This is a genomic window from Micromonospora sp. CNZ295, from assembly GCF_004217535.1.
Map to the genome: position 1 here is coordinate 6372370 of NZ_SHKZ01000001.1, position 19000 is coordinate 6391369.

Below are 19000 nucleotides of genomic sequence, written 5' to 3' on the forward strand. Positions count from 1 at the left end.
AGAGGGCACCTCGCAGGTGAGATTACGCCATGATGCGCCGGTGGTGCGCGCGACGTTCGATGATCCGAATCTGGTGTCTTGTGCCGGTCTGGTCCCGGTGATGCGCCTGGCTCAGCAGGCCGGTCTGCACGACGCGGTCGCCGACCGGGTGCGGCTGCCGACGGACAAGGGCGCGAACCCGGCGGGCAAGGTCGCCACGGTCGTGGCGGGCATGCTGGCCGGCGCGGACAGCATCGACGACCTGGGCATCGCCCGGCACGGTGGCATGCGGTCGCTGTTCACCGGCGTGTACGCGCCCTCGACGCTGGGCTCGTTCCTGCGCACGTTCACCCACGGGCACGTGCGGCAGTTGCAGGGCGCCGCCCGCGACACCCTGATCGGCCTGGCCGGGCGCACACCGTTGCTGGCCGGCGCCGACGTGCTGACCTTTGTGGATATCGACTCGATGCTGCGGCGCGTCTACGGCAAGCAGAAGCAGGGCACCGGGTTCGGCCATGCCAAGGTCGGCGGCTACAACGTCTGGCTACGCGGTTACAACCCGCTGATCACAACGCTGTCCACTCCGCTGTCCGCGCCGGTGATCGCCGCCACCCGGCTGCGCAGCGGTAACGCCGGCTCCGCGCGCGGTGCCGCGAGCATGCTCGCCGAAGCGATCACCACCGCCCGATCGTGCGGCGCCACCGGGGAGATCGTGGTCCGGGCCGACTCGGCGTTCTACGCCAAGACCGTGATTTCCACGTGCCGCCGCCGGAAGGTGCGGTTCTCGGTCACCTGCCGGATCGATGCGAAGATCCGTGCCGCGTGCGCGAGCATCAACGAGGACCAGTGGATCGACATCCGGTATCCGCAAGCCGTCTGGGACGACGACGCCCAGCGGTGGATCTCCGACGCGCAGATCGCCGAAACCGTCTACACCGCGTTCGTCGGCACCCGGCACGCTGTGACCGCCCGGCTGATCGTGCGCAGGGTTCGCCGCGACAACCCGGCACAGATCCCCGGCCAGGAAGAACTGCTGCCCGCCTACCGGTATCACGCGGTGTTCACCGACAGCCCGTTCACCCTGGTGCAGGCCGAAGCCCAGCACCGCCAACATGCTGTCATCGAGCAAGTCAACGCGGATCTGATCGCCGGGCCCCTGGCGCACCTGCCGTCCGGCCGGTTCGCCGCGAACGACGCCTGGCTGACCTGCGCCGCCATCAGTCACAACCTCAACCGCGCCGCCGGACACCTCGCCGCCGGCCGCTACGCCACCGCTCGGACCGCCACCATCCGCACCCGGATCATCAATGTCACCGCCCGCCTCGCGCACCGGGCCCGCGCCATCCACCTGCACCTACCCGAGCACTGGCCCTGGCAGGCAGGATTCGACAACCTGTTCACCGCCGTCCACCCAGCGCCCGGCTGACCACGCCATAACGACTGAAACCAGGCGGCCCGACCACAGGCCACAACCCCGGTCCCACCCCGAACAAACACGCCCGGAGCAAGCCGATCACGTGATCAGCGGCTTCCCCATACCCGCCGAATCACCCAATACCGAGATGATCAACCGATGTTCGGTGGAAACCGCGTCGGTGGATCGAGGCTGAGGTCAGCAGCAGCCTGAGTGACGTCAGCTCGTTTCTCGCCGATGGCGCAGACTCCGGCGCTGGGCTGCCGTCGGCGGGCTCGGGATAGGGCACATCGTGATCATGTCGGACCCCGATGTGGCTGTATGGCCACGCGCCGACCATCCTGCCCAGGCGAAGACGGGCGGAAGGCTACTTCTCGGCGACGAAGGTTCCTCGCGCGTGGATGGTGACGACCAGACCAGCGATTGCGCCGCTGGCCGGAGGCCTTGATCGCCTGCAAGGAGGCGACCCGTGCGAACCCTACCCACCCCACCCCTCTGCGGAGGACCCGCAACGGTCCGCATCGAGCTGTACACGGAGGACTCCTGGACGCCTGCGTGTACACCTGCACCGCGCACGCCGTCCACGTCACCGCCGTCGTCGCCAAGGCCGGGATGCATGCCCACCCGGTCGGCATGGCACCCGGCGTCGACCGGCCCTGCGGTTACGTGGATGTGTTCCCGACCGGCACCCTTGCCGAGGCCCCGGCCGAGTTGCCCCATCCACGTTGGTGCGACGGGGACAACTGCCAGCGCCGCGGCCAACATCGATCGCTCGCCCGGCGGGTGGACACCAACCGACCGGAAGCGTCCACCGTTGACGTGGCACTGGTGCGAGCACTGCACCCGCACGCTGAGCCGATGGTGCGCCTGACCAACGTGCAGGGCAGCGCCCCTGCCAGCCTGGTCGCCTCCGTTGCGCAGGCGCGGGTGTTGCGATACCGGCTGGCCGACCTGCTGGACCTGGCCGGGGCTGCCCGCAACGGCACTCGCTGGGGGTAGTCCGGATCCACCGACTCACGGACGGCTACTGTCGCACCGCTCCTCCGCCGGCATGTCAACCGATCCACCTTCCAGCCGGGGTCGATCCCCTGCTCGGCTGGTCCGCTTTCGGATTCTCCGCAGGTCCGCTGACCGGATCAGCCGCGATGGGCGCCGCCGCCGTCCGGCGTCGCTTCGGTGCCGCCGGACCGCCGGGCCGGCTGGAACAGCTCGACGAGGTTGCCGGCGGGGTCGGCCAGCAGGACCTGACGTCCACCGGGGCCGGCGATCACGTCGCTGCGGAACGACACCCCGGCACTCCGGTGCCGATCGATCTCGGCATCCAGATCGTCCACTACGAGGTGGACGCGGTTGCCGCCGGGCACCGCGGCGTCCTCGGGCGTCGCCCGCGCGCCGGAGCTGGCCGGGCCGGACAGCAGCAGCCGCAGTGGGCCGCGGATCACGTCGGCGAAGGCGGGTACGGCGTTGGTGCTCAGCCGGAAGCCCAGGTGGATGGTGTAGAAGTCGACGGCCGCCTGAACGTCGTCAACCAGGTAGCGGACGCTGGCGTACTGGTCCGGTGCGGTCATGTTTCGAACCTCCTCCATTATCGGGTGGCAAGGGCGGCCAGCAGGTGGCGGATCCGGGTGTCGAGGTCGGTCACCGTACGGGCGAAGGCCGCGTAGCCGGCCTGGTCGCCATCGCCGGCCGAAGCGGGGTCGGCGATGCTCCAGTGGATGCGGCGCGGTTGATCGGGGAACTCCGGGCAGACCTCGCGGGCCTTGTCGCACAGGGTGATCACGTAGGTGAAGCGGCGTCCGGCGACGGTGTCCAGATGGCGGGGGCGTTGTCCGGAGATGTCGATGCCGTACCGGTCGCGCAACGCCCGCACCCCGTCGAGGTGCAGGCGGGGACGGGGGTGGCTGCCGGCGCTGGTCGCCGTCACCCCGCCTGAGGTGTGGTGGCGAAGCAGGGCTTCGGCGATGGGCGACCGGGCGCTGTTACCCGTACACACGAACAGCACCGCGGCGCGGGGCAGCCGTCGCCGGTGGGCCGACGGAGCCCGCGCCACGCCGGCCGATCGCAGGGCCGGGTGCAGGGCGGCGCCGACGCTGGCCAGCGCCTCGGCGCAGCGGTCCAGATCGAGGTGGTAGTAGCTGTCGCGCCGGTCGAAGCTGCTCCGGGCGGCGGTGACCAGGCCGCCGTCACGCAGCACCCGCAGGTGGTAGGAGACCAGGTTCTGCGGCTGGTCGACCAGCGCGACCAGATCCCGGACCCGCAGGTCGCTGCCGGCGAGTTCGGTCAACAGCCGCCACCGCAGCGGGTGGGCGGCCACCCGCAGGAACGCCGGGGTCAGCTGACTCATCGCAGCCATCCCCTGGACAATACATCAAACCAATTTGATTCATTTCCGCCCGGCTCTGGTCGCGATGTCGACGAGGGGCGGCGAGCGGGAAGGCGGGACCGCTTGACAGGCGGGTGCCAACCTGCCGTTCGCGGCCTTCCGAGCAGGACAAGCCGAACAGCCCTCACCACCTAGCGAGGCAACGGCCGGCGCTTATCTGGCTCGTCGGTGGCCGTGTTAGCGTCGGCCCCCGTGATCGACACCATCTACGTCGGCAACGCGGACGTTGACGCCGATGGCGACCGGGGATGGCTGCTCGGGCACTTCAAGCCCGTCGGCGATCCGCGGCACAGCGGCGACGTGGAGATCAAGTGGGGCGTGCACCCGGCCGGTGACCGGCGGGCGCAGTGGGTCACCGGCGAAAAGCGCACCGCCCTCCTGGTGCTGGTCAGCGGCCGCTTCCGGGTCGAACTGCCCGATCGCAGCGTCGTGCTGTCCCGCCGTGGTGACTACGTCGTCTGGGGCCACGGCGTCGACCACTCCTGGTACGCCGAGGAGGAATCGGTGGTGCTGACCGTGCGTTGGCCGTCCGTGCCCGGCTACGCCGTCGCCACCTGAGCAACTGGACAACGGGTCGGCCGGCAAGATCGTGCTGGATGACAGAAGCAGTGGCCTCGTCGACTCCCAGCGACTCGCGGAGGCCACTACTTCTGCGTTACAGCGCGATCTTGGTGCGGACTCGACAGGCGTCGCGTCAGGACGCGGCGCTGAAATCGACGTCGGCGGTCTTGACCGTGCCGGCCGTGCGGCCCGGCGCCGACTGGTGGGTCCAGTAGAGGTTGGTGTGTGCGATGACCTGCCCGGGCGGCGGCGCGCCCCAGGCCGACAGGTCCTCGGTGGTGTGGGCGTCGCTGACGAGGGTGGCGTCGTAGCCCCGCACGAGCGCACCGTGCAGTGTGGAGCGGATGCACGCGTCGGTCTGCGCGCCGGACACGACGAGCCGCCCGACGCCCAGGCCGGACAGCACGGCCTCCAGGTTGGTGGCCTCGAAGGAGTCTCCGTAGTGCTTCTCGACGAGCGGCTCGCCGCCGGCCGGCTTCAGCTCCGGGACGATCCGCCAGTCGTCGCTGCCCCGGGTGAGCCCTTCGTCGGAATGCTGGACCCAGACGACCGGCACCCGCTCCCGCCGGGCCTGGTCGACGAGGCTGGCGATGTTGGCGACGACGGCGTCCCGCTCGTGGGCGCCCGCGACCACGCCGGTCTGGACGTCGACGACGAGAAGTGCGGTGTTGGGGCGGTCTGCCAGCGTGGTCATGATCTCTCCCCGGATCGGCTTCGGTGCACCGGACGTTTCAACGCACTGGACGTTACGGCCGGCCACCGACAGTCTCAGCCCGGCGCATCCTCGCCGACCAGGCCGTCGACCGACTCCCGGATCAGGTCGGCGTGGCCGACGTGGCGGGCGTACTCCTCGATCAGGTCGACGAGGATGCGCCGCAGGCTGGGCGCGTCGCCCTCGTCGCTGACCCACCGGGCGCGCTGGTCGAGGCCGCCCTCGGCGAGCGCCTCCGCGACCATCACCCGGGAGTTCGCCACCGCCTCCCGCCACAGCGTCAGCAACCGCTCGGGTGGGTCGTCGGCCGCGGAGCGCCACTCCCAGTCGGGCTCGGCGTCCCAGTCCACGGCGTTCCACGGCGGCCCCGGGTCCCGGCCGCGCAGCCGGAGCGTGAAGTAGATGGCCTCGATGGCGGCCAGGTGCTTGACCAGCCCGCCGAGGGTCATCGTGGAAGCCCCGACCGTGGCCCGCATGCCCTCGGCGTCGAGGCCACCGCACTTCCACGCGAACGTCCGGCGCGAGCGTTCCAGCGCGCCCAGCAGGGTGGCCGCCTCGTCACCCGCGAGCGGTGGCCCGTCCAGAGAGGTCATGGATCGAACCTAGTCGCGACGCACCCGGCCCGCTGCCCCTCGGGACGGCGATCCGGGCACCTCTGCCTCCCGCGGAAATCGGCGTGACGTACGGATACGGCGCCGGCAGCATCGACGGATGAGCCATCCGGAGCCGGACATCGTCCGCTACTACACCGACCGGTACGTCGAGGCCGACCGACTCGAGCGCAGCCCGCACGGGCGGCTGGAGGCGGCGCGCACCCGGGATCTACTGTCCCGGGTGCTGCCGCCGGCACCGGCCACGGTGCTCGACGTCGGCGGCGGCCCGGGTGCGCACGCCGGCTGGTTGCTCAGCCTCGGACACCGCGTCCACCTGGTCGACCTGGTGCCGGCGCACGCGGCGGCGGCGCGGCGCGCGTACCCGGAGGTCACCGCGACCGTCGGCGACGCCCGGCGGCTTCCGGTGCCGGACGCCGCGGCGGACGTGACGCTGCTGCTCGGCCCGCTGTACCACCTGACCGAGCGGGCCGACCGGGTGGCGGCGTTGCGGGAGGCGGCCCGGGCCACCCGCCCGGGCGGCGTGGTGGTCGCGGCGACGATCAGCCGGCACGCCCCGTTCCTGGATCTCGTCCGGCAGGGGCGGGTGGACGCCCGCACCCGGCCGGGCCTGCTCGCCGCCTACGCGACCGGGGTGAACGACCCGGTCAGCGGCTTCACCACCGCCTACTTCCACCGGTCGGACGAGGTGCTCGACGAGTTCCGCGCCGCCGGGCTGCCGGCGCCGCGGCGGTACGGGGTGGAGGGACCGCTCTGGCCGCTGCTGCCGGTGACCGGTGGGCCGGAGGAGGACGGGCCGCTCTTCACCGAGGTGCTGCGCTGCGCCACGCTGATGGAGTGCGACCCCGAGGTGTCGGGCGCCAGCGCACACCTGCTGACCGTGGCCCGGCGGCGCGGGGAGCGCGCCTGACCGATCAGCGACACGACGGGCACCGAGGGTGATAACGGATCCATCCTCGTGTTATTCTCCGGCGTCGATTTCCGCCGCGCGGACCCGGATCGGGTCGTTTCGGAAGGATGTTCCCCCCGGATGCCGGCCGTTTCCGCCACGACTCCGCCGCCGGGCGCGCTCGGCACGCCGACCGCATCACCGGACCTGCTGGCCTCCCCGGCCGGCGGCGCCCTCACCCTCATCTTCACCACGACCCCGGCCCTGCTCCGGCTCACCGTCGGGGTGGTCGGCGGAGTGGTGGCCCTGTCCGTGCGCACGCCGCCGGTCGAGCCCGCGTTGCTGCTGCCGGTGGTCGCGGCGCTGACCGTCTGGTCCGGCTGGTACGCGCTGCGCGCGTTCCGGCACGGGGTGTCGGTCCTCCTGGTGGTCGGTGACGTCGTCCTGACCACCGCCACCTGCCTGGCGATCCCGGTGCTGGTCGCGCCGGAGGTGCTGCCCGGTGAGGTGAGCTGGACAGCCGTCCTCGCCAGCACCACGATCATCAACACGCAGGTCACCGCCCCGGCGCGCTGGTCGGTTCCGGCCGGCATGCTGATCGCCGTCGCGTACGCGACGGGCGCCCACGCCGCCGGCAACCCGCAGGAGGCGACCGCCCACGCCGCGACGCTGCTGGTCCAGACCGGATGCGCGGCGGTGCTGGCGGCGGTGATGCGCCGGCGGATCGCGCGCGCCGACCGGGCCTTCGCCGACCATCAACAACTCACCCGGGCGAACCTCGTCGCGCGCACCGCGCGCGAGGCCGAACGGCGGCAGAACCGGGACCTGCACGACACCGTGCTGGCCACGCTCACGATGGTCGGGCTCGGTGCGGGCGCGGTGCCCGCGCTGCGCGAACGGTGCGCCGCCGACCTGCGTACCCTGTCCGCGCTCGCGGAGGCACGTGCCCTGCCGGACGGTCCGGCCGCCCTGGACGAGCGGCTGCGTGACGTGCTCGCCCGGTTCCCGGATCTGGCCGTCACCGCGGACCTGGCGGCCGGTGCGGTGCCGGGACCGGTCGCCGCGGCCATGGCGGAGGCCACCCACGCGGCGCTGTCCAACGTGGCCCGCCACGCCCCGGGCGCGACGGTCGCGTTGCGCCTGGCCTGGGCCGGTGCCGCCGCCCTGGTCGAGGTGGTCGACGACGGTCCCGGCTTCGACCCGGCGGCGGTCCCGGCACATCGGTACGGGCTGCGCGAGTCGGTGTGCGGCCGGATGGCGGGCGTGGGCGGTCGGGTCGAGATCGACTCACGTCCGGGGGCGGGTACCCGGATCCGGTTGGAGTGGTCCGATGGCGACTGACCTCGCCGCGCCTCCGGGCACCGTGCCGCCGATCCCGCGTGACCCGGACCCGGGCCCGCCCGGGACGGATCCGGCGGCGGCGGTGGCGCGCGCCTCCGACCGGGGCGCGCGGATCGTGGTGGTGGTCATCGCCATGGCCTGGCACCTCACGATCGGACTGCCCGCGGTGGACACGCTACGCGGGCAGCTGGCCGAGCCGGGACTGGTCCTCGGGGCCTGGACGCTGGTGGCCGTGACCGGTCTGGTGTCCGGGGTGTGCCTGCTGCGCGGCTCGCCGCTGCCGGCCTGGCCGCTCGCCGCCCTGCTGCTGCTGGTCGACGCGACGGTCTTCGCCGCGGTCGGCCGGGAGTGCCTGTTCACCAACGGCAACTGGGTGTGGGGCACGCTCGTCTGGTTCTTCGTGCTGGTGCTGTGGGGACGGCGGGTGGTCGAGCTGCTGGCCCTGCTCGCCACGCACGCGCTGATCGCTCTGGTGGCCCTGCTGGCCTACGACGTGACGGCCCCCGCCGACCTCGCCCGCTACGCGATGTACGTGTACGGCGTGTCCTCGCTGCCCCTGGCGATCTTCGCCGGCGGGGCCGCCATCGCCGCGCTCGCCCGGCAGCGGGCCGCGACGGCCGCCGCCGCGTACGCGCTGGTGGCCGAGCGGGAGGCGGCCGAGCGCGCCCGGCGGGAGCGGCGGAACCGACTGGCCCTCGCCGGCGCCGCCGCCGGCGAGATCCTCGCGGAGCTGGCCGACGGCCGGGCCGACCCGACCGACGTGGACGTCCAGCGCCGCTGTGTGCTGGCCGCGGCACGGCTGCGCCGGCTCATCGCCGAGTCCGACGACGTGCCCGACCCGCTGCTGCACGAGCTGCGGGCCGCCGCCGACCTGGCCGAACGGAACGGGCTGCCGATCGACCTGGTGACCATCGGTGCACCGCCGCCGCTGTCGGTGCAGACGCGCCGCCGGCTGGCCGATCCGTTGACCGCCACGCTGGCCGGTGCACAGGGCTGGGCCCGGCTGACGGTGGTCGCCGAGCCGGACGAGGTGGTCGTCAGCCTGGTCACCCCGGCCTCCGGTCGCGGCGGTCCCCCGGTGACCGGCGAGGCCACGGTGGACGGCGACGGGGTGGAGTACCTCGACGAACAAGACGGGGAGATCAGATGGACGCAGACCCGGTGGCGGCGGTGAACGCGCGGCCGGTCGGTGTGGCGATCGTCGACGACCACCCGGTGGTCATCGACGGTGTACGGGCGTGGCTCGCCACCGAGCCGCGGCTGGAGGTGCTCGCCACCGGCGACGACCCGGACGAGGTACTCCGGGCGGCGCCGCACGCCGACGTCATCCTGCTCGACCTGCGGCTGCACGGAAAGATGGCGCTGGACAAGCTCGCCGAGCTGAGCGCGGCGGGCCGGCGGGTGGTCGTCTACTCCGAACACACCGACCCGGCGACGATGCTGGCCGCGCTGGACGCCGGCGCGGTGGCGTTCCTCGCCAAGAACGAGGGGCGCGAGCACTGCGTGGCCACCGTCCTGGCCGCGGCGAGCGACCGCGCGTACGTGCCGCCGGCGCTGGCCGGCGCGATGGTCGGTGACCCGCGGCCGGACCGGCCCGTGCTGTCCGACAAGGAGCGGGAGGCGCTGCTGCTGTGGTTCCAGTCGATGTCGAAGGCGTCGGTGGCCCGCCGGATGCGGATCAGTGAACACACGGTCAAGCAGTACGTCGACCGGGCGCGGATCAAGTACACCCGGGCGGGGCGGCCGGCCGCCACAAAGGCGGCCCTGCTCGCCCGGGCGATCGAGGACGGCCTCGTTCGGCCGGAAGAGATCGGCACCTACCGGTCGCAGGCGTCGTACGACCGGCCGACCCCCTAACGGGTGTCATGACAGCGGTACGGCGCGTCAGCGAGGCTCTGCGGTGAAATCGACAGGGTCGCGGTGGGGTACCGGCAGCTCCACCGCCGTCTGCACGGGAGGTCGTGACGATGCACGACGACGCGTCACCCTTCTTCATCGCCCCGCACCGCTTCGACGCCATCGACGACGCCGGCCCGGTGCTGGACCGGCGGCACGAGCTGGTGCCGGAGCCCGGTGAGTTGGTGCTCGGGCGACACCGGCTGCACGTCGCGGGCTACCTGCTGGGGCCCTCGGAGGCCTGGCGACGCTGGGAGCTGCCGTCGACGGTGGCGGTCACCGTCACCGACCGGCGGCTCGCGTACGCGGGCACCGGCTCGCAGCTGTCCGTCGTGGGCGGGACGGACGAGCCCCGGCACCGGCGGGGCTTGCGGCTGCCGGGGCTGGTCAGCGGCCAGATCCGGTGGCAGTGGCCGTCGCGCCTGGAGGTGGTGCCACCCGGGCCGGGGCGGCCGGGGCAGGTGCTCGTCGTCTGCGACGCGCTGCGCACCATCCACCAGCCGGCGCTCGCGCTCGCCCTCCCGGACGGGGTGACCGACCTGGCCCGGCAGATCCGCCGGGCGGTGGCCTCGTTCCGGTTGACCCACCCCGAGCTGGTCGACCTGTCCCCGCCGGAGCGGGACGTGCTGGCGCTGCGCGCCGGCGGCGGTCCGGTCACCGGCGACGGCCGGGTCACCCTGCCCGGGTCGCTGCCGGTGGAGTTCCGTTCCCGGGACGACTACTACCGGCCGGACGGGACCGATCGGGCATGGCCCGGGCCCGCAGCCGGCGCAGCATCCGGGCATCGGTGAAGCCCACGGCCCGCGCCGCCGCCTCGACGGTGGCGCCGTGCCCGATCAGGTGCTCGGCCCGCTCCACCCGCAGGAGCTGCTGGTAGCCGAGCGGGGTCAACCCGGTGCTCTGGCGGAACAGCCGGCTCAGCGTCCGCTCGGCCACTCCCACGGCGGCGGCGAGGTCCGCCAGCGGCAACGGCCGGTCGTACCGGGCGTCGATCAGGTCCTGCGCCTGGTGCACCGCGTCCGACAGGTGCGACCGGTGCCGCATCATGGCGCTGGCCTGCGGCTCGTGGCCGTTGCGCCGCGCGTACACGACGAGGGAGCGGGCGATCCGCGCGGCGGCGGCCGGGCCGTGCCGCGTGGCGATCAGGTGCAGCGCCACGTCGATGCCGCTGGCGATGCCGGCCGAGGTGACCACCCGGTCGTCGACCACGTAGAGCACGTCCCGCACCACCCGCGCCGCCGGGTGCCGGCGGGCCAGATCCTCCTGCACCTCGTGGTGGGTGGTGCAGCGCCGGCCGTCGAGCAGGCCGGCCCGGCCCAGGGCGTACGCCCCGGCGCAGACGCTCGCCACCGTACCGCCGGCCGCGTGGTGGTCGGCCAGGCGTCGCAGGTCGTCCGGGCCGAGCGGTCCCGCCGGCCCGTGGGCGCTGGGCCGCCATCCGGGTACGACCACCAGGTCGTCGCGGGTCAGCTCGGGCCACTCGCGCCCGGCCACCAGCGGTACGCCCTGCACGGTCGGCACCTGCTCCCGGTCGGCGACGTAGTGCAGGCGGTAGTCGTACCCGAGATCGGCTGCGGTGGAGAAGACCTGGGCCGGCCCGGCGAGGTCCAGCAGATGCAGCTGCGGAACGAGCAGAAAGACGACCCGAGCCATATCCCACCTTTCCCGCCCCATCCGGCCCTCGCGATCTTGCAGTTGACCCTCGTTATGCGACCTTCGTCGCTTCCGTCGGGGCGGCAAGTGCAAGATCGGCGGGTGGTGGGGCGGCGGTCACGTCGGCGACGGTGCGGACGGTCGCGAAGCGACCCGCGAGCGCGTACTCGGTGCGGGCGGTCATCTCCTCGGCCGACAGCGTGCGCGGGTCGGCGAGGATCTCCGCCAGCGTGGCCGTCTCCGGGAGGTCCCGGTGCGGCGTCGGGAACGTCACCGTCGCGTCGGTCACGAACGTCATCTCGTAGCCCAGGTCGCAGCCGAGCCGGGTGGTGGTCTCCACGCACTGTTCGGTGCGGATGCCGCAGACCGTGATCTCCCGGATGCCGGCCATCGTCAGGAGCTGCTGGAGGTTGGTGGTGGTGAAGGCGTTGTGCGACGTCTTCACGAGGGTGGGCTCCCCGTCGACGGACGCGAGACCGTCGATGAGGCGCACGTGGCCGCTGGCCGGGTCGAAGACGCCGCCGGTGCCGGGCTCGGCGTGCAGGACCCAGACCACCAGGTCACGGCGCTGCCGGGCGGCGGTGACGAGCCGGTCGACCTGGCTGACGATGTCGGGCTGCGAGGCGTACGCCCAGTTGGCGCGCTGCCGGAAGGACTCCTGGACGTCGATGACGACGAGTGCCGCTCTGCTCATGCCGGAGACTCTGCCGGACCCACCGCGCCCGCACGAGACACCATCGCGCCCCACCCCGGACCGATCCGGCCAACCCCGCGACCGCGGTCAGGGAGTGCGGTCCAGGGCGGCGGCTTCCGCGGGGGTGGGGGCGGTCCCGCCCAGGTGGGCCGGGAGCCACCAGGAGTCGTCCGGGCCCGCCGGGGTGTCGGGGTACTCGCGTTGGGCCCGGTCCACCAGCGCGCTCAGCCGCTCCTTCAGGTCGACGGTCATCGCGTTCGGGTCCGGGTAGGCGCCCGGGTCCAGCGGCTCCCCGACCAGGATGGTGATCGGTGTGTGCCGCCGGGTGAGGGTGCGCGGCCGGCCCTTGGTCCACAGCCGCTGGGTCCCCCACAGCGCCACGGGCAGCAGCGGCACGCCGGCGTCCCGGGCCATCCGGGTCGCCCCGCTCTTGAGCTCCTTGACCATGAACGACTGGCTGATCGTCGCCTCGGGGAAGACACCGACGACCTCGCCGCGCTTCAGCGCCCCGACCGCCTGGGCGTACGAGCCGGCACCGGCCCGCCGATCCACCGGGATGTGCCGCATCCCCCGCATCAGGGGCCCGGAGATCCGGTGGGTGAACACCGATTTCTTGGCCATGAACCGGACCAGTCGCTTCGACTCCAGCGCGCCGAGGCCGCAGAAGATGAAGTCCAGGTAGCTGACGTGGTTGCTGGCCAGCACGGCCCCGCCGGTACGCGGGACGTGGTGGGCGCCCGTCACGCTGATCTTCAGGTCGAGGACCCGGAACATCGTCTTGGCGGCGGCGATCACGGGCGGATACACGAGTTCCGGCATCCGGCAACTTTACCCTGGGTAAGTTACGCGACCGTAGGGGCAGACGAGTGTCGAGCGGACCCCGGTACGACGCGGGCGTTGCCGGGGTCCCCTCCTCGCACCTCAGTCGCCGAGGGTCTCCATCGTGAGCCGGCCCCGGGCGAAGGCGTCCACCCGGCCCCACCGGCCCGGGATGTCCAACACCTCGATCCGGCCCATGCCGACCGGCAGCTTCGGGTCGACGGCCAGGTGGCCCTCGTGCGGCTCCAGGCCGAGCATGGTCCGCAGCAGCAGCAGCGGGGCTCCGGTCGACCACGCCTGCGGGCTGCACGCCGTCGGGTACTCGACCGGGAACTTGGTCAGCTCCCGCGGGTATCCGCCGAACGCCTCCGGCAGCCGGCCGTCGAAGTACCGGGCGGCGTCCAGGATGCCGCTCGCGACCGTCGCCGCCTCCTCCGCGAAGCCGTACCGGCGCAGCCCCCAGGCGATGAAGGAGTTGTCGAACGGCCAGATCGCGCCGTTGTGGTAGCCGATCGGGTTGTAGCGGACCTCCCCCTCGGCGAGCGTCCGCACCCCCCAGCCGGAGAAGAGCCGTGGCCCCACCAGGTGCTGGGCGATCTTCTCGGCGCGATCGTCGTCGACGATGCCGCTCCACAGCAGGTGCCCGATATTGGAGCTGAGCACGTCACACTTCCGGCCGTCCGGGTCGATGGCGAGCGCGTAGTACGCGCCGTCCTCCACCCAGAAGTCACGGTTGAACCGCTCCCTCAGCGCGGCACCCTGCCGCTCCAGCTCCTCGGCGAACGTCGGGTCGCCCCAGAACTCGCGGGCCATCCGGGCGGCCCGCATCTTCGCGTCGTACGCGTACCCCTGCACCTCGCAGATGGCGCGGGGGAACGGCGGCAGCGTGCCGTCGCGGTACGAGATGGAGTCCCAGGAGTCCTTCCAGCACTGGTTGTCCAGGCCGGTATCGGTGTTGCGCCGCTGGTACCAGATGTAGCCGTTACCGACCAGGTCGGCGTAGTCGTCGATCCACTTGAGCGCGGCGCGGCACTCGGCCTCCAGTTCCTTGACCAGCGCGCCGTCGCCGCTCCACTGCTCGTACTCGTCGAGCAGCACGATGAACAGCGGGGTCGCGTCCACCGACCCGTAGTACGGCGAGTGCGGCTGCTCCTCGAACGCGGCGGCCTCGCCGTACCGCATCTCGTGCAGGATCCGCCCCGGGTCCTCCTCGCGGAAGTCGTCGAACCGGGTGCCCTGCAGCCCGGCGAGGATGCGCAGCGTGGTCTTCGACAGATCCGGTGTGAACGGCAGCACCTGCAGGCAGGTCAGGATGCTGTCCCGACCGAACATCGTCATGAACCACGGCAGACCGGCCGCCGGCAGCATCGCCCCGCCCAGGGTGAGCGGGGAGAAGCGCAGCGCCGCGAGGTCGATCATGCTGCGCCGGTAGGTGTGGGCCAACTCGTCGTGCTGGCTGTTGACCTTGGGAGCGTTGCCCATCCACTCCTCGAGGTCGCTGGCGAGCTGCTGGGCGCCCTGCGTCCGCAGCCCCATCCGCAGGTCCCGGCCGCCCGCTCCGAGCGCCAACGACTCCACGTGGATCCGGGTTTCCCACTGCTCGTTGGGTTCCAGGTGGACGGTGTACGCCAGGCCGTCCTTGTCGTACCGGGCCGGGGCGGACGAGGAGATCCGCGTCTCCCGCCTGAAGTTGCCCCGCCGGTAGCCCAGCCGCAGCCGGTCCGGCTCCACCTCGGTGTAGTACTCCCCCTTCTTGTTCAGCATCTCGTCCTTGACCTCGAAGAGGTCGGCGAAGTCGGACGCGGCGGCCATCCGGATCTCCAGGTCGACCGGCTTCTCGTCGTGGTTGAGGACGGTGAGCGTCTCCGAGAAGCTGTCCCCGACCGCGCGTTCCCGGATGACCGACAGCTTCGCGTCGATGTAGTGCGTCGCCATCCCCGGCACCAGGAAGAACCGGGCCTCGTAGTACTGCAGGTCGTCGTAGGACAGCGGGTTGAGCCGCTCACCGTTGAGGGTCAGCACCCAGGTGGACAGGAACCGGGTGTCGAGGGCGAAGAATCCGGTCGGCTCGCTCGGTGTCGCCTCGATGTCCCCGGTGTCCTCCGACACCACGAAGGTGCTGCCGTCGAGGATCCGGATCGTGTTGGTCTGCGCCATCAGCGCACCTCCCTCTGGAAGACCCGCCGGGGACCGCGGGAGTTGGGGTCGCCGGGGAAGAGCCGTTCGAGCTGCAGGATCAGGCGGATGTCACCGCTGACCGTCACGTCGCCGCGGAGCAGGGCCGCGATGGCGTTCTGTCGGCCGGCGGCGATCTCCTCGAAGATGTCGGGCGTGGTGCCGACGATGCCGTCCGCGTCCAGATCCTCCTGGTTCACCCGCAGCTTCCCCCGGTCGATCACGATCGTCCAGTGCGTGGTGTGCGCGCCTTCGTGCAGGTCGATGCGCAGCGTCCCGGAGGTCTTCGCGAGCAGCGGCTCGTAGTCCCGGCGGTCGAGGTGCTCGAGCAACTTGATGGTCGCGTCCCCCATCGGGCGTCTCCTCCCGTCGGTCCGGTCCCACCCGTCCGGACGGCCCGTTCCGTCCCGGAACGGTGGCACGGACGTCTTGCTGACAGGTCCGAGCACGGGTCCCCGTCCGGGACGCGGTCAACCTCGCCCGGATCGGGTGAACCGGCGCGGCGGGACGTCGTACCGCGGCGCTAGCCTGCGGAGCATCGGGAGGGGTGTGCCATGACGCAGGTGGACCGCCGCCGGGTCCTGGCCTACCGGGCGGCCGCCCAGGAGTTGCACCGGCCCGGAGGTCGGGCGGCCGACCTGGCCGTGTCGGGGCTGGGCGTGCAGGACACGCCGTACGGGTCGGCCCGGCTCGCGCTCGCCGCGCGCGGCGTGCCGCCGGACGACGACCGGCTGGAACTGGTCTGGTCGATGCGGGGCGCGCCGCACCTGCACCGCCGTACGGAGCTGCCGGCGCTGGCCGCCGCCGTCTGGCCGCTGTCCGACGCCGACGCCACCCGCCGGATCGGCAGCGGCCCGATCCGCGAGGGCGCCCGGCTGGGGCTGGCCGCGTTCACCGCCGCGGCAGCGGCCTTCGCCGAGGTGGTCACCGCACCGGTGCCGAAGGGCGAGGTGAGCCGGGCGGTGAGCGACCGGGTGCCGGCCGAGCTGACGTACGACTGCGGTCCCGGCGCCGCACGGCACATCTCCGGCGCGTTGTTCCAGCAGGCGGGGCTGGCCGGGGGCGTCCGCCTCGTGGTGTCCGGTCGCGCGACGACGCTGGCGCCCCTCGCCGCGTGGCCCGGCCGGCCGGCGGTGGCCGACCCGGCGGGCCTGGTCCGGGCGTACCTGCGGCTGCTCGGCCCCGCCACCCCCGCCGATGTCGCCGGCTTCCTCGGCACCAGCGCCCGCGAGCTGCGCCCGGCCTGGCCGGCGGAGCTCGCCGAGGTCCGGGTCGACGGTCGACGGGCCTGGCTGGCCCCGGAGGATCTGCCCGCCCTGGAGTCGGCCGAACCCCGGTCCGGGGTGCGGCTGCTGCCGCCGGGCGACCCGTTCCTCGCGGCCCGTGACCGGGCCGTGCTGGTGCCCGAGAAGGCTCACCAGGCGCAGCTGTGGCGGATCATCGGCAACCCGGGTGCCCTGCTGGTCGACGGGGATGTGGTGGGCACCTGGCGGACGAGGCAGGCCGGCAGGACGGCGGTCGAGATCACCGTCAGCCCGTTCGCCGGGGCGCTGCCCGCCCGGGTCCGGCGCGAGCTCGACGCCGAGGCCGACCTCGTCGCGCGGGCGCGGGGCCTGGCCGAGGCGCGGGTCCGCGTCGCGTGACGCCGGCCCCCGCGCGTCGGGAGCCGGCGCGTCCGCGGCGGACGTCAGTTGTTCGGGTCGTCGGCGCTGATGTCCGCGAGCACGGACTGCGGCTCGCGTTCCACCGCCAGGTCACCCATCGACACCAGGCCGATGAGCCGTCCGTCCTCGACCACCGGCAGGCGGCGTACGGCGTACGTCCGCATCAGGTCGGCGGCGGCCACCGCGTCGTCGTTCTGACTGACCGTCACCACGTCCTTCGTGGTGATCTGGTTCAACCGGGTCGAGGCGGCGTCCATGTTCTCCGCCACCGCACGGACGGTGATGTCGCGGTCCGTCACGATGCCGACCACGTTGTCGCCGTCGGTCACGACGACGTCCCCGATGGCGCTGTCACGCATCTCCTGCGCCGCAGCCATGAGCGTGTCGTTGCCGTCCATGGTCACCAACCGGGTCGTCATGAACTCTCCGACCGTTGTCATGGTGCTCCCCTCTCGGTGTCGGCACCGCGCGTCTACCCGCCCCGCGACAGCAGGTAACCCGGCGGCCGGTCAGCCGCGCGGGGCCATGCCGTAGCAGCGCTCGACGTGCAGCCGCAGCACCAGCCGTCGGTCGGCCACCATGGCCCGGCGGTAGTCGTCCCAGTCGGGGTGTTCGCCCTGCAGGGCCCGGTAGAGCGCGACCAGTTCCTCGACCGTCGCGTCGTCCGGGCGCTCCGCGACCGGGGTCAGCTCGGCCCGTGCCTCGACCACGGCGTACGCCCAGCCGTCCTCGCTGGCGACGTGGAAGCTGGCGCGCGGGTCCCGGCGCAGGTTGGCGGTCTTGGCCCGGCCGTCGGTGACCGAGACCCGGATGACATCGGCCGCCCGGTCGTACCCGTACAGCACAGTGGACAGCTGCGGGCGCCCGTCCCGCTTGAGCGTCGCCAGCACGCCCAGCCGGTGGCCGGCGATGAGATCGGCAAGCGCGGCCTGGCTCCGGTCGTCGGACACGGCACCCTCCTCGTCGAGTCGCCACCCATCCAAGCACGCCGGCACCGCCCGCGCGGTACGGACGGTGCCGGGTCGGCGGAAGCCGCGCTCAGCGACGCTCGGCGGCGACCAGCTCGGCGATCTGCACCGCGTTGAGCGCGGCGCCCTTGCGCAGGTTGTCGTTCGAGCAGAAGAGGGCGAGCCCGTGCTCGACGGTCTCGTCGGCCCGGATCCGGCCCACGTACGTCGGGTCCTGGCCGGCCGCCTGCAGCGGGGTGGGCACGTCGGAGAGCGCGACGCCGGGCGCGGCGTCGAGCAGCTCCCGGGCCCGCTGCGGGGTGACCGGCCGGGCGAAGCGGGCGTTGATCTGGAGCGAGTGGCCGGTGAAGACCGGCACGCGGACGCAGGTGCCGGAGACCTTCAGCCCCGGGATCCCGAGGATCCTGCGGCTCTCGTTGCGCAGCTTCTGCTCCTCGTCGGTCTCGTCGGAGCCGTCGTCGACGATCGAACCGGCGAGCGGGAGCACGTTGAACGCGATCGGCCGGGCGAAGGAGCGCGGTGCCGGGAACTCCACGGCCCCGCCGTCGAAGGTGAGGCCGCTGGCGTGCTCGGCGACCTTGCGCACCTGCTCGTCCAGCTCGGCGACACCGGACAGGCCGGCGCCGGAGACCGCCTGGTACGTCGACACGACGAGACTCACCAGTTCCGCCTCGGCGTGCAGCGGACGCAGCACCGGCATGGCCGCCATCGTGGTGCAGTTCGGGTTGGCGATGATGCCCTTCGGGCGGTCAGCCGCGGCGTGCGGGTTGACCTCGGCGACGACCAGCGGCACCTCCGGGTCCGTCCGGAACGCCGACGAGTTGTCGATGACGACCGCGCCGGTGGCGGCGACCCGGGGGGCGAGTGCCTTCGCGGTGCCCTTGCCGGCCGAGAAGAGGACGATGTCCAACCCCGAGTAGTCGGCCGTGGCCGCGTCCTCGACGGTGACCTCGCCGTCGCGCCAGGGCAGGCCGCGCCCGGCCGACCGGGCCGAGGCGAACAGCCGGACCTGCTCCGCCGGGAACTCGCGGTCCGCCAGCACCTGCCGCATCACGCCACCGACCTGGCCGGTGGCCCCCACAATGCCGATCCTCATGCCCGCGAGGCTACCCAGCCGGGCGACCCGCCCGGCAACGCTTTCCCACCGACATCACACCACCCCCTCCCGGGCGATCATGGAGTTGTGGTGCCGCCGGCGGGGGCGAAGCCCGGCCGCCCACCACAGCTCCATGATCGACGCG

General features: G+C 72.8%; 21 protein-coding genes. 9 read left to right on the forward strand and 12 right to left on the reverse strand.

Features of this window, described 5'->3' with window-relative positions:
* Positions 1-16 precede the first annotated feature (16 nt).
* Together EV376_RS29665 and EV376_RS29670 are read left to right on the forward strand one after the other, a co-directional pair.
* Positions 17-1405, forward strand: a complete 1389-nt coding sequence (locus EV376_RS29665; protein ID WP_130321560.1) for an IS1380 family transposase — start codon at positions 17-19, stop codon at positions 1403-1405.
* Between the two features lie 543 nt (positions 1406-1948).
* Positions 1949-2392: a hypothetical protein gene (locus tag EV376_RS29670; protein WP_130328399.1), complete on the forward strand. Its 444-nt coding sequence runs from the start codon at positions 1949-1951 to the stop codon at positions 2390-2392.
* 137 nt (positions 2393-2529) lie between these two features.
* Here the strand turns inward: EV376_RS29670 and EV376_RS29675 are convergent, their stop codons facing one another.
* Together EV376_RS29675 and EV376_RS29680 are read right to left on the reverse strand one after the other, a co-directional pair.
* A complete protein-coding gene (locus tag EV376_RS29675; protein WP_130328400.1) occupies positions 2530-2961 on the reverse strand; it encodes a VOC family protein in 432 nt (143 codons plus the stop codon).
* Positions 2962-2978: 17 nt separating this feature from the next.
* Positions 2979-3737: an arsenate reductase/protein-tyrosine-phosphatase family protein gene (locus tag EV376_RS29680; protein WP_130328931.1), complete on the reverse strand. Its 759-nt coding sequence runs from the start codon at positions 3735-3737 to the stop codon at positions 2979-2981.
* A 231-nt stretch (positions 3738-3968) separates the two neighbouring features.
* Between EV376_RS29680 and EV376_RS29685 the strand changes: the two genes are divergently transcribed.
* On the forward strand, positions 3969-4334 hold the full coding sequence (locus EV376_RS29685; RefSeq protein WP_130328401.1) for a cupin domain-containing protein: 366 nt from the start codon (positions 3969-3971) through the stop codon (positions 4332-4334).
* A 136-nt stretch (positions 4335-4470) separates the two neighbouring features.
* On the opposite strand, the gene EV376_RS29690 is transcribed toward EV376_RS29685, so the two are convergent.
* Positions 4471-5031, reverse strand: a complete 561-nt coding sequence (locus tag EV376_RS29690; RefSeq protein WP_130328402.1) for an isochorismatase family protein — start codon at positions 5029-5031, stop codon at positions 4471-4473.
* A 74-nt stretch (positions 5032-5105) separates the two neighbouring features.
* Complete coding sequence (locus tag EV376_RS29695; protein ID WP_130328403.1) at positions 5106-5642, reverse strand: DinB family protein; 537 nt, start codon at positions 5640-5642, stop codon at positions 5106-5108.
* A 118-nt stretch (positions 5643-5760) separates the two neighbouring features.
* On the opposite strand from EV376_RS29695, the gene EV376_RS29700 reads away from it, so the two are divergent.
* The 5 genes from EV376_RS29700 (at position 5761) to EV376_RS29720 (ending at position 10577) form a co-directional block, all read left to right on the forward strand.
* Positions 5761-6570 carry a class I SAM-dependent methyltransferase gene (locus EV376_RS29700; protein ID WP_130328404.1) on the forward strand — a complete coding sequence of 270 codons (810 nt, stop codon included), beginning with the start codon at positions 5761-5763 and terminating at the stop codon, positions 6568-6570.
* A gap of 120 nt (positions 6571-6690) precedes the next feature.
* Positions 6691-7890: an ATP-binding protein gene (locus EV376_RS29705; protein ID WP_130328405.1), complete on the forward strand. Its 1200-nt coding sequence runs from the start codon at positions 6691-6693 to the stop codon at positions 7888-7890.
* Complete coding sequence (locus EV376_RS29710) at positions 7880-9064, forward strand: hypothetical protein (RefSeq protein WP_486482843.1); 1185 nt, start codon at positions 7880-7882, stop codon at positions 9062-9064. The genes EV376_RS29705 and EV376_RS29710 overlap by 11 nt, the downstream gene beginning before the upstream one ends.
* The gene (locus tag EV376_RS29715; protein WP_130328406.1) at positions 9037-9747 is read left to right on the forward strand and encodes a response regulator transcription factor; all 711 of its coding nucleotides are present in this window, start codon (positions 9037-9039) and stop codon (positions 9745-9747) included. Before EV376_RS29710 ends, EV376_RS29715 begins: the two co-directional genes overlap by 28 nt.
* Before the next feature lie 110 nt (positions 9748-9857).
* On the forward strand, positions 9858-10577 hold the full coding sequence (locus tag EV376_RS29720) for a hypothetical protein (RefSeq protein WP_130328407.1): 720 nt from the start codon (positions 9858-9860) through the stop codon (positions 10575-10577).
* On the opposite strand, the gene EV376_RS29725 is transcribed toward EV376_RS29720, so the two are convergent.
* From EV376_RS29725 to EV376_RS29745, 5 genes are all read right to left on the reverse strand, one after another.
* A complete protein-coding gene (locus EV376_RS29725) occupies positions 10459-11439 on the reverse strand; it encodes a DJ-1/PfpI family protein (protein ID WP_130328408.1) in 981 nt (326 codons plus the stop codon). The genes EV376_RS29720 and EV376_RS29725 overlap by 119 nt on opposite strands.
* 52 nt (positions 11440-11491) lie before the next feature.
* Positions 11492-12133, reverse strand: coding sequence for an isochorismatase family protein (locus EV376_RS29730; protein ID WP_130328409.1), 642 nt, complete (start codon positions 12131-12133; stop codon positions 11492-11494).
* 87 nt (positions 12134-12220) lie between these two features.
* Positions 12221-12952 carry a lysophospholipid acyltransferase family protein gene (locus EV376_RS29735; RefSeq protein WP_130328410.1) on the reverse strand — a complete coding sequence of 244 codons (732 nt, stop codon included), beginning with the start codon at positions 12950-12952 and terminating at the stop codon, positions 12221-12223.
* A 102-nt stretch (positions 12953-13054) separates the two neighbouring features.
* Positions 13055-15109, reverse strand: a complete 2055-nt coding sequence (locus EV376_RS29740; protein WP_130328411.1) for a glycogen debranching N-terminal domain-containing protein — start codon at positions 15107-15109, stop codon at positions 13055-13057.
* Entirely contained in the window at positions 15109-15480 is a 372-nt protein-coding gene (locus EV376_RS29745; RefSeq protein ID WP_130328412.1) for an SCP2 sterol-binding domain-containing protein, read from the reverse strand. The genes EV376_RS29740 and EV376_RS29745 overlap by 1 nt, the downstream gene beginning before the upstream one ends.
* 201 nt (positions 15481-15681) lie before the next feature.
* On the opposite strand from EV376_RS29745, the gene EV376_RS29750 reads away from it, so the two are divergent.
* Positions 15682-16770, forward strand: coding sequence for a DNA glycosylase AlkZ-like family protein (locus tag EV376_RS29750; protein ID WP_130328413.1), 1089 nt, complete (start codon positions 15682-15684; stop codon positions 16768-16770).
* A gap of 44 nt (positions 16771-16814) precedes the next feature.
* Here the strand turns inward: EV376_RS29750 and EV376_RS29755 are convergent, their stop codons facing one another.
* From EV376_RS29755 to EV376_RS29765, 3 genes are all read right to left on the reverse strand, one after another.
* Complete coding sequence (locus tag EV376_RS29755) at positions 16815-17231, reverse strand: CBS domain-containing protein (protein WP_130328414.1); 417 nt, start codon at positions 17229-17231, stop codon at positions 16815-16817.
* 69 nt (positions 17232-17300) lie between these two features.
* Positions 17301-17741 carry a PPOX class F420-dependent oxidoreductase gene (locus EV376_RS29760; protein ID WP_130328415.1) on the reverse strand — a complete coding sequence of 147 codons (441 nt, stop codon included), beginning with the start codon at positions 17739-17741 and terminating at the stop codon, positions 17301-17303.
* Positions 17742-17829: 88 nt separating this feature from the next.
* The gene (locus EV376_RS29765) at positions 17830-18855 is read right to left on the reverse strand and encodes an aspartate-semialdehyde dehydrogenase (RefSeq protein WP_130328416.1); all 1026 of its coding nucleotides are present in this window, start codon (positions 18853-18855) and stop codon (positions 17830-17832) included.
* Positions 18856-19000: the final 145 nt, after the last annotated feature.